This window comes from Micrococcus sp. HOU01, assembly GCF_035609305.1.
Classification (GTDB): domain Bacteria; phylum Actinomycetota; class Actinomycetes; order Actinomycetales; family Micrococcaceae; genus Micrococcus; species Micrococcus luteus.
This window is the reverse complement of record NZ_CP141211.1, coordinates 2,335,111-2,346,657: the sequence shown is the minus strand read 5'-3', so window position 1 is coordinate 2,346,657 and position 11,547 is coordinate 2,335,111. Positions and strand designations below refer to the sequence as shown.

10 protein-coding genes, 1 tRNA gene and 1 rRNA gene are annotated in these 11,547 nt (G+C 75.4%); 6 read left to right on the top strand and 6 right to left on the bottom strand.

What is annotated here, in order from left to right:
• Positions 1–177: 177 nt before the first annotated feature.
• Positions 178–294 (top strand): 5S ribosomal RNA (gene rrf / locus SOY78_RS10795).
• A gap of 128 nt (positions 295–422) precedes the next feature.
• Here rrf and SOY78_RS10790 read toward each other — a convergent pair.
• Positions 423–851, bottom strand: a complete 429-nt coding sequence (locus SOY78_RS10790) for a hypothetical protein (protein WP_061867201.1) — start codon at positions 849–851, stop codon at positions 423–425.
• Positions 852–982: 131 nt separating this feature from the next.
• Between SOY78_RS10790 and SOY78_RS10785 the strand changes: the two genes are divergently transcribed.
• A tRNA-Pro gene (locus tag SOY78_RS10785) sits at positions 983–1,059 on the top strand.
• Between the two features lie 64 nt (positions 1,060–1,123).
• On the opposite strand, the gene SOY78_RS10780 is transcribed toward SOY78_RS10785, so the two are convergent.
• The 5 genes from SOY78_RS10780 to SOY78_RS10760 all read right to left on the bottom strand — a co-directional run bounded on the left by SOY78_RS10780 (position 1,124) and on the right by SOY78_RS10760 (position 5,388).
• Positions 1,124–1,486, bottom strand: coding sequence for a GNAT family N-acetyltransferase (locus SOY78_RS10780; protein ID WP_061867200.1), 363 nt, complete (start codon positions 1,484–1,486; stop codon positions 1,124–1,126).
• 57 nt (positions 1,487–1,543) lie between these two features.
• A complete protein-coding gene (locus SOY78_RS10775) occupies positions 1,544–2,041 on the bottom strand; it encodes a carboxymuconolactone decarboxylase family protein (protein ID WP_061867199.1) in 498 nt (165 codons plus the stop codon).
• A 92-nt stretch (positions 2,042–2,133) separates the two neighbouring features.
• Positions 2,134–3,693, bottom strand: a complete 1,560-nt coding sequence (locus SOY78_RS10770; protein ID WP_061867198.1) for a DUF5129 domain-containing protein — start codon at positions 3,691–3,693, stop codon at positions 2,134–2,136.
• A gap of 62 nt (positions 3,694–3,755) precedes the next feature.
• Entirely contained in the window at positions 3,756–4,499 is a 744-nt protein-coding gene (locus SOY78_RS10765) for an NADPH-dependent F420 reductase (protein ID WP_324701567.1), read from the bottom strand.
• A complete protein-coding gene (locus tag SOY78_RS10760) occupies positions 4,486–5,388 on the bottom strand; it encodes a fumarylacetoacetate hydrolase family protein (protein ID WP_324701566.1) in 903 nt (300 codons plus the stop codon). Before SOY78_RS10760 ends, SOY78_RS10765 begins: the two co-directional genes overlap by 14 nt.
• Before the next feature lie 65 nt (positions 5,389–5,453).
• Here SOY78_RS10760 and SOY78_RS10755 point away from each other — a divergent pair, with 65 nt between their 5' ends.
• From SOY78_RS10755 to treZ, 4 genes are all read left to right on the top strand, one after another.
• Positions 5,454–6,497, top strand: a complete 1,044-nt coding sequence (locus SOY78_RS10755) for an aldo/keto reductase (protein ID WP_182488658.1) — start codon at positions 5,454–5,456, stop codon at positions 6,495–6,497.
• 36 nt (positions 6,498–6,533) lie between these two features.
• Complete coding sequence (locus SOY78_RS10750) at positions 6,534–7,019, top strand: hypothetical protein (RefSeq protein WP_182488657.1); 486 nt, start codon at positions 6,534–6,536, stop codon at positions 7,017–7,019.
• A gap of 62 nt (positions 7,020–7,081) precedes the next feature.
• A complete protein-coding gene (treY, locus tag SOY78_RS10745) occupies positions 7,082–9,553 on the top strand; it encodes a malto-oligosyltrehalose synthase (protein ID WP_324701565.1) in 2,472 nt (823 codons plus the stop codon).
• Entirely contained in the window at positions 9,550–11,541 is a 1,992-nt protein-coding gene (gene treZ, locus SOY78_RS10740; protein WP_182488656.1) for a malto-oligosyltrehalose trehalohydrolase, read from the top strand. Before treY ends, treZ begins: the two co-directional genes overlap by 4 nt.
• Positions 11,542–11,547: the final 6 nt, after the last annotated feature.

Genomic DNA, 11,547 nt, shown 5'->3' with positions numbered 1-11,547 from the left:
CTTGCTTCAAGGTGATGGGTTGGTGTTCGCGTCCACTGTGCGGTTGTCTGATTGCAACCGGCTGTCTGCTTGTTGGTGGATGGTTGGGGTGTTTTGAGTTGAATAGTGTCACTGTTGTGTGACCCGTAGGTTTCCCTGCTGTTGCCCGTGTTGAGGGTGGTGGTGTGGGGTTAGGGTTACGGCGGTCATAGCGTGGGGGAAACGCCCGGTTCCATTCCGAACCCGGAAGCTAAGGCCCACAGCGCCGATGGTACTGCAGCCGGGAGGTTGTGGGAGAGTAGGTCGCCGCCGGACATTCTTTGAGGGAAGGGCCTCGCACTGTTGGTGCGAGGCCCTTCCCGCATTCCGGGGAGGATTCACCGGGCGGCCCCGTGCGATCTGCACGGGGCTTTCTGCGTTCCCGGGTGCATTCCCCGCGGCGCTCAGAACTCCTCGCCGGCCCGCAGCCGCGCCGTGAGCGCGCGGGTGAGTCGGCGGCGCAGCCGGCCGTGCTCCGTGCTCTGCTCCAGAAGGCGCGCGTGCACGGCGTCGGCATGGGCCGGCTTCTCCGAGTCGGGGAGCGCGAGGAAGTCGCGCAGCAGCGGCTCCAAGCGCCCGGTGAGGGCGAGCACGAGCTCCTGGGCCTCCACGGGCCGTGTGCGCTGCAGGCGAGTCCAGGCCGGGGCGTACTCGGCGGCGTGCTCGACCATCTCCCACGCGAGGGCCCAGCTGTCCGGGCGCAGCCGGTGCCGCTCCGCGCGCAACAGCTGTCGCAGGGCGGCCACGGCCTCCTCGAGCTCGGCAGCGGCCGGGGCGCCGTCGTCGTCGGGGGAGGGGCTCGCGGAGGGACGCAGGAACGGCCACCAGCTCATCCCGGCCTCTCTCGGATTCGTCGGGTGCGCAGAGGTCTCATGCGTGCGATTCTGCCCCGCATCTCGGTTTGGCGGCACCCGGTGTGGCTGGTATAGTCGCACTCTGTTGGATTCAGGTCTGAGACCTCCAACGGGGTGTGGCGCAGCTTGGTAGCGCGCGTCGTTCGGGACGACGAGGCCGCAGGTTCAAATCCTGTCACCCCGACCAGAAAGAGCCCCCGCCGATCCGGCGGGGGCTCTTCTCGTCTGTGGGTGCAGTCGGGTGCGGGGCGTCAGTCCTGGCGGGACTCCAGGAACCGCAGATGCTCGGGGCGCGCCGGGTCCACTTCGCCGGCCACGTCGTCGTGTTCGTCCACCCAGTCCTTCACGTACGGGCACACGGGGACGATCCGGCGGCCCGCGGCCACGGTGTCCTCCAGCGCCTCGCGCACGAGGATCGAGGCCAAGCCCCGGCCCTCGTACTCGTGGTCGACCTTGGTGTGCGGGAAGATCCGCTGGGCCGGGCCGTCGGCGGTGTCGTCGTCGATCGCCACCGTGAAGCCGGCCACCGTGCCCGCGTCATCGACGACGATCTCGTACCCCTCCGCGTTCTTGCGGACCTGCGGGTGCTCCAGGCTCGGGGTCTGCTCGGTCATGGTCGATCCTCTCGTTCCTCGGTGGACCCCGCCGCCGGGCCGGCGACGGGGAAGGGGTCAGCCGTCCCGGCGCCGCACGGGGTGATGGGACAGGATCGAGATGCGGTTCGTCAGGTTCATCACGATCGCGACCCACTGCACGGCCGCGTACTGGGCGTCCGTGAGCACGGCGGCCGTGGAGGCCTGCACGTAGTTCAGCTGCTCCTGCTCGGGGAGGTCCGTGACCGCCTCGGCGAGCTCGAGCGCGGCGCGCTCCTGCTCCGAGTACACGGCCCCGGCCTCACGCCACGCCGGCAGCAGCCCCAGGCGCTGCACGCTCAGGCCGGCGTCGGCGCCCTGGCGGGTGTGCCGGTCCAGGCAGAACACGCAGCCGTTGAGTTGGGAGACCCGGAGGTTCACGAGCTCCACGAGCTGCCGGTCCAGCCCGGCCTGCTCGGCGGCATCGCGCGCGGCCGAGGCCAGCGGCCCGACCGCGTGCCACGCCTCGGGCACGGCCTTGTCGAGGAAGAACGCGAGGGGGTCCTGACGGGGTGCGGGGGTGTCAGCGGCGGTCATGGTCCTTCACTGTCTCGCAGAACGGGGCGGTGGGCCAGGGACCGGGTGCCCGGCCCGGACGAGCTTCCGGCTCAGATCCGGCCCCGATCGCCTCAGAATCGGCCGGACGAGCCCGCCCCGGAGAACGAGCCGCCCGAGGATCCGTAGCCGGTCCCGGAGGAGCTGGACTGCGCCTGGCGGTGGTCCTGGACGGACCGCTCGCCGGCCTGGTGGCCCGTGGTGAAGGCCACCACCGTCCAGTAGGCATCCGCCGGCAACGCGGAGTCCAGGATCGAGCCGCGCGCGGACCGGGCCGGGCCACGGTGCGAGCGCAGCTCGTCGCGCAGCAGCTCACGCTCGGCCTCGTCCTTGCCGAAGGCCGCCACCTCGGCGTCGGCGAGGGCGGAGACCAGCCCGGTCAGGCGACGCCGCAGCGCGTCCAGCTCGTCCAGCGCCGCGGCCGGGGTCAGGCGCTCCTCCTGCAGGTCCGCGCCCAGCGCCTCGAGCCGGTCCTGCGCCTCGGCGCGGAAGGACTCCAGCGCGGCGACCGCGGACCGGACGGGTCCGGCGGAGCCGACGGAGGAGGCCAGCGTGCCGACGGCGTCCAGGTCGGCCCGCAGCGGGGCGGTCTGCTGGTCCCACGCCGCCGGCCACCCCGGGTGGCGGTTGAGGAAGGTGTTCGCCGCGGCCACGGCGTCGTCGAGGCGGTCGAGCTCACGGGCGCGGTCCCGGACGTCCTCCGCGGCCCGGGCATGCTCCGTGCGATGCAGGCTGCGCTCCGGCAGGGCCTCGAGGCGGTCCAGTTCCGCCGACGCGTCGAGCGCCTGGCGCCGGAAGCCGCGGAAGCGCTCCATCAGCGCGGCCGCGTGGGGCGAGTCCTCAGGCACCGTGGACGCGTTCACCTCGGTGGCGTCCATCTCCAGGGTGACGGAGGTCAGGTGGGTGCGGGCCTCGGCCAGCAGGTCGGCCGTCCGGCGGCGGCGACGCCGTCGGCTCGCGAGCACCGCGGCCGCGGCGCCGCCGCCCGCCACACCGACGATCCCCGCGCCGAACCACAGCTCGGGAGCCTGCCACCAGGGGCGCCCGATCAGCTCTGCGGCGGCGCCCGTCACCTCCACGACCGTGTCCGTCCATCGGGCCGCACGGGCCGCCTCGTGGCCGGCCTCGCGCACCTCCCGCAGCTGGTCCGTGCTGAGCATCCGGTCCTCGCCCACGTACACCCCGATCACCCGGTTGTCCGGGTCGAGCGCCACGATCACGAGGCCGTCGGCCCACTTCTGGCCGTCCGCGCTGAGCCAGTCCGGGTGCTCGGCGCGAGCCCGTTCGAGCACCCGCCCGTTGAACGCCTGGGACGCGCGGTCGTCGTCCAGCGCGGAGAGGTCCGGGCCGCGCTCGGTGACCACGGCGACGCGGGTCGGCTCCCGGAACTCGATCCCCGCCAGGTCACGGCGCAGCTGGGCGGGGTCGATCACGCCCGCGTCATCCACGAGCTCCACCCGGTCCCAGGCCACGGCGTGGGCCTGCGGCGCGGCGGCCACGACGGCGCCCGTCACCCCCGCCGCGACCGGCAGGGCGACGACGGTGGCGGCCGCCGCCGGTCCGGTGAGGGCGGCGGCGGACAGGGCGACCGCGGCGAGCGTGCGGCGGGCGGTGCGGTGCGTCGGACGGGTCACGGGGGCCTCCTGGAGGGGTCGGCGGTCCCGCCCAGCGTAGGCACCGCAGGGCCGGTGTCGCCTCAGCCGGTGGACGCGTCGGCGAGCAGCACGGCGAGCAGGCCGGCGTCGTGCGCAGTGCCGAACCCCGCCGCCCCCGGCTCGAGGGCCCCGGCCCGGTCGAGGCCCGTGTAGGGGACCGCGTCGAAGCCCATCGCGGTGACGAGGGCGACCACCGTGTCGCGCGCAGCGGCGACCGCGGCCGGGTCGGCCGCCGCATCGGCCGGCTCGGTGCCCACCGCGAGGGCGCGACGCGGGGCCGTGGCGCGCCCGGCGTCCTCCAGGTCGTGATGCGAGATCTCCGAGAACGCACGCACGACGGGCACGCGCAGCCCCGCGGCGGCCCAGCGCTCGGCGATCCGGGTTGTGCCCGGCGCGCCGTCGTCGTCGAGCCACGCCGGGACGGGCTCGCCCCGCCACGTGTTGGTCAGGTCCACCACGGCGCGCGTGGCCGGCCCGGCGAGGGCGAGCGGGTCGACGTCGTCGAGCGCCTCGCGCGGCACGGCCACGACGACGAGCTCCGCCTCCGCCGCCAAGTCCTCGGCCGACACGGCGACGGCCTCGGGCGCGTAGATCGTCAGGTGGCGCTGGACCGCCGCGGGGCGCCGCGTGCCCGCGACCATCACCCGCGGGGCGGCCGTGCCCGGGGAGAGGCGGGGGATGCGCGCGATCGCCCGTGCCAGCGCGGTGCCCGCCCGCCCCGCACCGAGGATGCCGACGACGCGGGGCAGGGCGTCCGCCGGCGCCGCCGCCTCAGACGAGCTCATTGCGCTGGCGTCCCAGCCCGGTGATCTCCACCTCGACGACGTCGTCGGGACGCAGCCACGGGCGGCGGCCTTCGGCGTCCGGGCGGGCCAGGGCGACCCCCGCGGGCGTGCCGGTCAGGATCAGGTCGCCCGGGTTCAGGGTGATCAGCTGCGAGGCGTAGGAGACCAGCTCGGCGGGGGAGAAGACGACGTCGGCGACCCTGTCCTCCTGACGCAGCTCGCCGTTGACGTGCGTGAGGACGCGCGCGTCCGCCGGGAACTCGTCCGGGGTGACCAGCCACGGACCCACGGGCGTCGAGGCCTCCCACACCTTGCCCTGCAGCCACTCGGAGGTGCGACCCTGGAAGCCGCGCATGGAGATGTCGTTGGCCACCGCGTAGCCCGCGATGTGCTCCGGGGCGTCCTCGACGGCGATGCGTCGGCCCGGCTCCCCGACCACGATGCACAGCTCGCCCTCGTAGTCGACCCGGTGGTCCTCCTCGGGGACCTCGATCGGGTCCAGGGCACCCGTGAGGGACTGCGGGAACTTCGCGAACAGCGTCGGATGCTCAGGGCGCTCCAGGCCCGTCTCGTCGATGTGGTTCGTGTAGTTCAGGCCCACGCAGAACACCTTGGTGGGGAAGGGGACGAGCGTGTCGTAGACGAGGCCGGAGGTGTCCAGCAGGAGGGACCGGTCGGCCTGCGCCGCGCGGAGGGCGCCCTCCACCGTCTCCCGCTGCTCCTCCGGCGTGGCGGTGAGGTACTCGCCGACGTCGCGACAGTCCGGCAGGGCGACGGCGCGCACGGCGACCTCGGGGTCCTCGGGGTGCACGGAGGTGATGACCGCGGCGAACGTGGCGCCGGGGTAGGCGGCGTCGGAGTCGGGCTGGCGGAACGTGGCGAGCTTCATGGACCCATCCCATCACAGGGCGGCGGGTCCAGACCCGGGGCGGGCGGACGTGAGACGGTGAGGCCATGAGCACAGCCCCCACGCATCCGCCGCTCGACCTCGACCCGACCCCGGCCACCCCGATCGTGCTCGGGACCATGGCCTGGGGGTCCGTTCCCCCGCCGCCCCCGGACGCCGATCCGGGGGCGGGGCCGGAGGGGCCCGCGGGCGCAGCCCAGGCCGAGGCGGCCGTGGAGCGTGCCCGCCGCGCCCTGCGCGCCGGGATCGAGGCCGGCGTCGACCTGCTGGACACCGCGGACATCTACGGGGCCGGCCGCTCCGAGGAGACCGTCGGCCGGCTGCTGCACGAGCTGCCCTACGAGGAGCGCTCCGCCCTGAAGGTGCAGACCAAGTGCGGGATCGTCCTGCACGAGACGGACCCGGCCGGGCGGCGCCTGACCCGCTACGACTCCTCGCCTGAGCACGTGCGCGCCTCGCTGGAGAGCTCGCTGTCCCGCCTCGGCGAGCAGCGCGTGGACACCCTGATCATCCACCGGCCCGACGTCCTCACGCCCGTGGCCGACACCGTGCGTGCCTTCCTCGACGCGCGGGAGGCGGGCCTGGTCGGCAAGCTGGGCGTCTCCAACCTCGGCGTGGGCCGCGTCCTCGAGTTCCAGCGCGAGCTCGAGAGCCAAGCGGCGGACGGGACCGGGCTGGCATGCGTCCAGGTCGAGCTCGGCCTGCACCACCGCACCCTCGTGGAGGCGGTCGTGCTCGCCAACCACCCGGACGCCCCCGCGGACGCCGACGCCGGGCGCCTCGGCCCGGTGTGCGCCGCCGAGGGGATCGAGCTGCAGGCCTGGGGGCCGCTGGGCCAGGGCCGGTTCAGCTCCGGCGACGACGGCGCGGCCGGCGTCGTCGGCGAGGTCGCAGCGGAGCTGGGCGTCAGCCGGGAGGCCGTGGTGCTCGCCTGGCTGCTGCGCCTGCCGTGGGGCGTGCGGCCCGTGATCGGCACCCAGGACCCCGAGCGCGTCGCCGCGTGCGCCGAGGCGGCCGCCGCGGCCGAGGCGATGGACTCCGCGCAGTGGCACCGTCTGTGGACCGCGGCGCGGGGCCGGCCGCTGCCCTGAGCGACCCGTGGGCGTGAGGGATGTCACACTGGGGGCATGACCTTCGAGCCCGTCAACCTCTTCACCCCCTGGCTCGCCTACTGGGCGGCCGCCCTCGCGCTCGTCGTCGGCGGCATCCTGCTGGCCGCCGGGATCTGGCGTGAGCGCCGGCACCGCCGGCACGCTGACGAGCACGGACGCAACACCGAGGTGGACGTCCTGGACAACACCCGGCTGCAGCGCCGGGTGGGGGCCGTGGTGCTGGCGGCCGCGGCCGTACTGGCCGGCGTGGGTGTGTGGACGCACCTGGCGGGGCTGGACACGCTGCGTCAGAACCTGACGGCCAAGTACGGCTACACCTCGATCGAGCGCATCCGCCAGTCCGGCACGGGGTTCATCATCGACCTCACCCAGCCGGACGGAACCGTCCTGCGGGACGAGATGGTCCTGGTCGACCCCTCGGGCGAGCCCTTCGTCGGCGAGGACATCTTCCACAACCCGCCGGAGAAGTACGAGGACCTGCCGCTGCGTCCGGCCCCGTGACCGCGCCCGCCGTCGTCCGTCGGGCCTGATGCCGCGTCGGCGGCCTCTGTTAGCGTCGCCGCGTGAGCACCTCGACCGTCCGTTCCGCCCCCACGTCCACCTACCGGCTCCAGGTCAGCCCGGATCTGCCGCTGGAGTCCGTGGCCGGGCTCGTGCCCTATCTGCGGCGCCTGGGCGTGGACTGGCTCTACCTCTCGCCGCTGCTCGAGGCCGAGCCCGGCTCCGACCACGGGTACGACGTCGTGGACCCCACGCGGCTGGACGCCGCCCGCGGCGGGGCCGAGGGACTGGACATGGTCGCGCGCGCCGCGCACGAGGCGGGCATGGGCGTGCTCGTGGACATCGTGCCGAACCACGTGGGCGTGGCCACGCCCCAGGCCAATCCGGCGTGGTGGGACGTGCTCGCCCACGGTCCCGAGGCGGCGCATGCGGCGTGGTTCGACGTGGACTGGGCGGCCGGCGGCGGGTCCCTGCTCATCCCCGTGCTGGGGGACGGTCCTGACGGGGACGCGGACGCGGAACTGGACCGTCTCGTCGTCGACGCCGAGGGCGGCCGTCTGCGCTACTGGGACAACGTCTACCCCCTCGCCCCCGGATCGCTCGAGGCGGCCGAGGCGGAGACCGGTCTGCGCGCCGCGGAGGTCTTCGCGGCGGCGGACCCGGCGAAGGAGCCGACCGCGGAGCAGACCCGCCTGGCCCGCGCCGTGCACGACCGCCAGCACTACCGGCTGGTCGGCTGGCGCCGCGGCGACGCCGAGCTGAACTACCGCCGCTTTTTCACCGTCACCACGCTTGCGGGTGTCCGGGTGGAGGAGCCCGAGGTCTTCGACGTCGTCCATGCCGAACCTGCCCGCTGGGTCCGCGAAGGGCTCGTGGACGGGCTGCGCGTGGACCACCCGGACGGCCTGGCGGACCCGGCCGGCTACGCGCGGCGCCTGCGCTCCCACGTCCTGCCGGAGGGCTACCTCGTGGTGGAGAAGATCCTCGAGCCCGGTGAGGCGCTGCCCGCGGACTGGCCCGTGGACGGGACCACCGGCTACGACGCGCTCGGCGAGGTCGAACGCGTCTTCATGCATCCCGAGGCCGCGGGCGATGCGGCCGAGGACGCGCGCCGTCGTCGGGAGTGGGACGAGGCCGTGGTGCGGGCCAAGCACGACGTGGCCACCGGCTCCCTCGCGGCCGAGACCGCCCGGCTGGTCCGCGCCGTGCACGCCCTCGGCGCCCACCCGGACGAGGACGTGGCCGCCGCGTTCGCCGCCGTGCTCGCCCGCCTGCCCGTGTACCGCACCTACCTGCCCGTGGGCCTGGCCGTGCTCGAGGGCGCGCTGGAGGACGCGGCCGCGGCGGAGCCGGGCCTCGCCGACGTGCTCGGCGACCTGCGGCCCGAGCTGACCGACCCGGACTCGCCCGTGGCCCGCCGGTTCCAGCAGACCTCCGGCATGGTGATGGCCAAGGGCGTCGAGGACCGGTCCTTCTACCGGTACTCGCGGTGGGCCAATCTGAACGAGGTCGGCGGAGACCCCTCCCACGTCGCCCTGTCCCTGGCCGACTTCCACGCCGCCCAGCAGGCGCGCCAGGCCGCCTGGCCGACGGCCATGACCACCCTGAGCACCCACGACACCAAGCGCGGCGAGGACGTGCGCGCCCGCATCGCCGTGCTCGCCGAGGAGCCCGACCGCTGGGCCGCCGAGCTCGCGGAGCTGAGGCGCCTCCACCCGCTCGGCCACCCCGACGCGGAGCGGCTGCTCTGGGAGTCCATCGTGGGTGTCTGGCCCACGGACGGCACCGCGCCGGAGGAGGAGCGGATCCTCGGCTTCCTGCAGAAGGCCTCCCGCGAGGCGGCCCTGGCCACCACCTGGACGGACCAGGACCCCGAGTTCGAGGCCCGGCTCGCCGCGCTCGCCGCCGCCGTCACCTCCCCCGAGGGGCCTGCGCGGGGCGTGCTGCAGGCCGTCGCGGACCGCATCGCCGAGCCCGGCCTGGTGGTCCAGCTCGGCCACAAGCTCGTCCAGCTCGCCGCCCCCGGCGTCCCCGACGTCTACCAGGGCACGGAGGTGCCCTTCCCCACCCTCGTGGACCCGGACAACCGCCGCCCCGTGGACTTCGCGGCCCGGGCCGACCTGCTGGACCGCCTCGACGCCGGCCACACGCCCGGCCTCGACAACCCCGCCGCCGCCAAGCTGGCCGTCGTGGCCGGCGTGCTGCGCACCCGCCGCGACCGGCCCGAGCTGTTCACCGGCCACCGCCCCCTCGACGTCTCCGGCCCCGCCGCCGAGCACGCGATCGCGTTCGACCGGGGCGGGGCGCTCGCCGTGGCCACCCGCTGGCCCGTCCGCCTGGCGGCCGCGGGCGGCTGGGGCGAGACCGTCGTGACCGTGCCGGCCGGCCGGTGGGAGGACGCCGTCACCGGCCACCCCGTCCACCCTGACGCGCGCGGCGCCGTGCGCCTCGACGAACTGCTCAGCACCCTGCCCGTCGCGCTGCTCGTCCCGGCGCACGCCCCGTCCGACCGCCGAGAGAGGACCGCCCCGTGACCGAGCCCCGTCCGGCCGACGCCCCCGCCCCGGGCCTGCACCCGATCGGCTCCGACCCCCTGGACCCCGCCGCGGCCGAGCGGGCCGCCGTCGACGCCGCGCGCGTCGTCCCCTACGCAGTGTGGGCGCCGCACGCAGAGAGCGTCGACCTCGTCCTCGTCGACACCGAGCCCGGCGCCCTGCACGACGCCGAGGACCGCTGGCCCGTCGCCGCCGTCGTGGCCATGGACCCCGCCGCCGGAGGCTGGTGGACGCCCACGGAGGACCCGCTGGCCACCCTCGGCCTCGACGCCGCCCAGCCGCCGGCCGACCCCGGCTACGGCTACCGCGTGGACGGGGCGGACCCCGTGCCGGACCCCCGCTCCCGCCGCCAGCCCGACACGGTCCACGGGCCCTCCCGCCGCGACGTCGCCGGCCGCGCCTTCGCGTGGCCGGACGAGGGCTGGACCGGGCCGCCCGGGGTGGAGTCCGATCCGGCCGCACCCCAGGGCGGGGGCCTGCGCGGCGCCGTCCTCTACGAGCTGCACGTGGGGACCTTCACGGCCGAGGGGACCCTCGACGCCGCCATCGCCCGCCTGCCGCACCTGACGGACCTCGGGGTCACCCACGTCGAGCTGCTGCCGGTGAACTCCTTCCCCGGGCCGCGGAACTGGGGCTACGACGGGGTGGCGTGGTTCGCCGTCGACGAGTCCTACGGCGGCCCCGCCGCCTACCGCCGCTTCGTGGCCGCCGCCCACGCCGCCGGCCTCGGCGTGGTCCAGGACGTCGTGCACAACCACCTGGGCCCCTCCGGCAACTACCTGCAGGTGTTCGGGCCGTATCTGGGTCAGGGCGGCACCGGCTGGGGCGACGGCCTGAACCTGGACGGCGCCGACTCGGACGAGGTGCGCCGGCTCGTCCTGGACAACGTCCGCTTCTGGCTCGAGGAGATGCGCGTGGACGGGCTGCGCCTGGACGCGGTGCACGCCCTGCGGGACGCCCGCGCCGTGCACCTGCTCGAGGAGATGGCCGCGCTCGCGGACGGGATCGCGGCCCGTGCCGGCCGACCCGTGCCCCTCCTGGCCGAGTCCGACCTCAACGACCCGCGTCTGGTGCTGCCCCGCCACGCCGGCGGGCTCGGCCTCGCCGCGGCCTGGAACGACGACGTCCACCACGCCCTGCACGTGGCCGCGACGGGGGAGACCCACGGCTACTACGCGGACTTCGCCCCGCTGGAGGCGGTGGCCAAGGTCATGGAGCGCACCTACTTCCACGACGGCACCCGCTCCACCTTCCGCGGCCGTGACCACGGGCGCCCCGTGCCGGAGGCTGTCCCCAACCACGCGTGGGTGGCCAGCATCCAGAACCACGACCAGGTGGGCAACCGTGCCGGCGGCGACCGCACCGCTGCCGCCCTGTCCGAGGGTGCGCTCGCGGCCGAGGCCGCCCTGCTGCTGACCGGCCCGCACGTGCCGATGCTCTTCATGGGGGAGGAGTTCGCGGCCTCGACGCCGTGGCCGTTCTTCACCTCGTTCCGCGAGCCCGAGCTCGGGGACGCCGTCCGGCAGGGACGACGCCGCGAGTTCGCCGCCCACGGCTGGGACCCGGCCGACGTCCCCGACCCGCAGGACCCCGCGACGCGGGACGCGGCGGTGCTGGACTGGGCGGAGGCCGCGGGCGGCACGGACGGCCAGGGCCGCGGGGTGCGCGTGCTCGCCGCCTACCGCACCCTGATCGGCCTGCGCCGCACGCTGCCCCAGCTCACCGACCCTCGCCGCGACCGCGTCCGGGCCGAGGTGGACGCGGCCCGGCGCCACGTGCGCCTCACCCGCGCCGGCGAGGACGCCGACGTCGTCCTGCTCGTCGCCCTCGGCGCGGAGCCGCTTCCCGTGCCCGCGGACCTGACGCGGGCGGAGCTGCTCGCCGGCCACGGCGACCACGGCCCGCTCGGCCCCGGCACGGTGCCGGCGGCGGTCCCGGCCCCCGGCTTCCTGCTCCTGCGCCGCTGAGCCGTG

Coding starts and splice junctions, on each gene's coding strand:
- SOY78_RS10790 (WP_061867201.1), bottom strand. CDS start 851: ATGAGCTGGTGGCCGTTCCTGCGTCCCTCCGCGAGCCCCTCCCCCGAC.
- SOY78_RS10780 (WP_061867200.1), bottom strand. CDS start 1,486: ATGACCGAGCAGACCCCGAGCCTGGAGCACCCGCAGGTCCGCAAGAAC.
- SOY78_RS10775 (WP_061867199.1), bottom strand. CDS start 2,041: ATGACCGCCGCTGACACCCCCGCACCCCGTCAGGACCCCCTCGCGTTC.
- SOY78_RS10765 (WP_324701567.1), bottom strand. CDS start 4,499: ATGAGCTCGTCTGAGGCGGCGGCGCCGGCGGACGCCCTGCCCCGCGTC.
- SOY78_RS10760 (WP_324701566.1), bottom strand. CDS start 5,388: ATGAAGCTCGCCACGTTCCGCCAGCCCGACTCCGACGCCGCCTACCCC.
- SOY78_RS10755 (WP_182488658.1), top strand. CDS start 5,454: ATGAGCACAGCCCCCACGCATCCGCCGCTCGACCTCGACCCGACCCCG.
- SOY78_RS10750 (WP_182488657.1), top strand. CDS start 6,534: ATGACCTTCGAGCCCGTCAACCTCTTCACCCCCTGGCTCGCCTACTGG.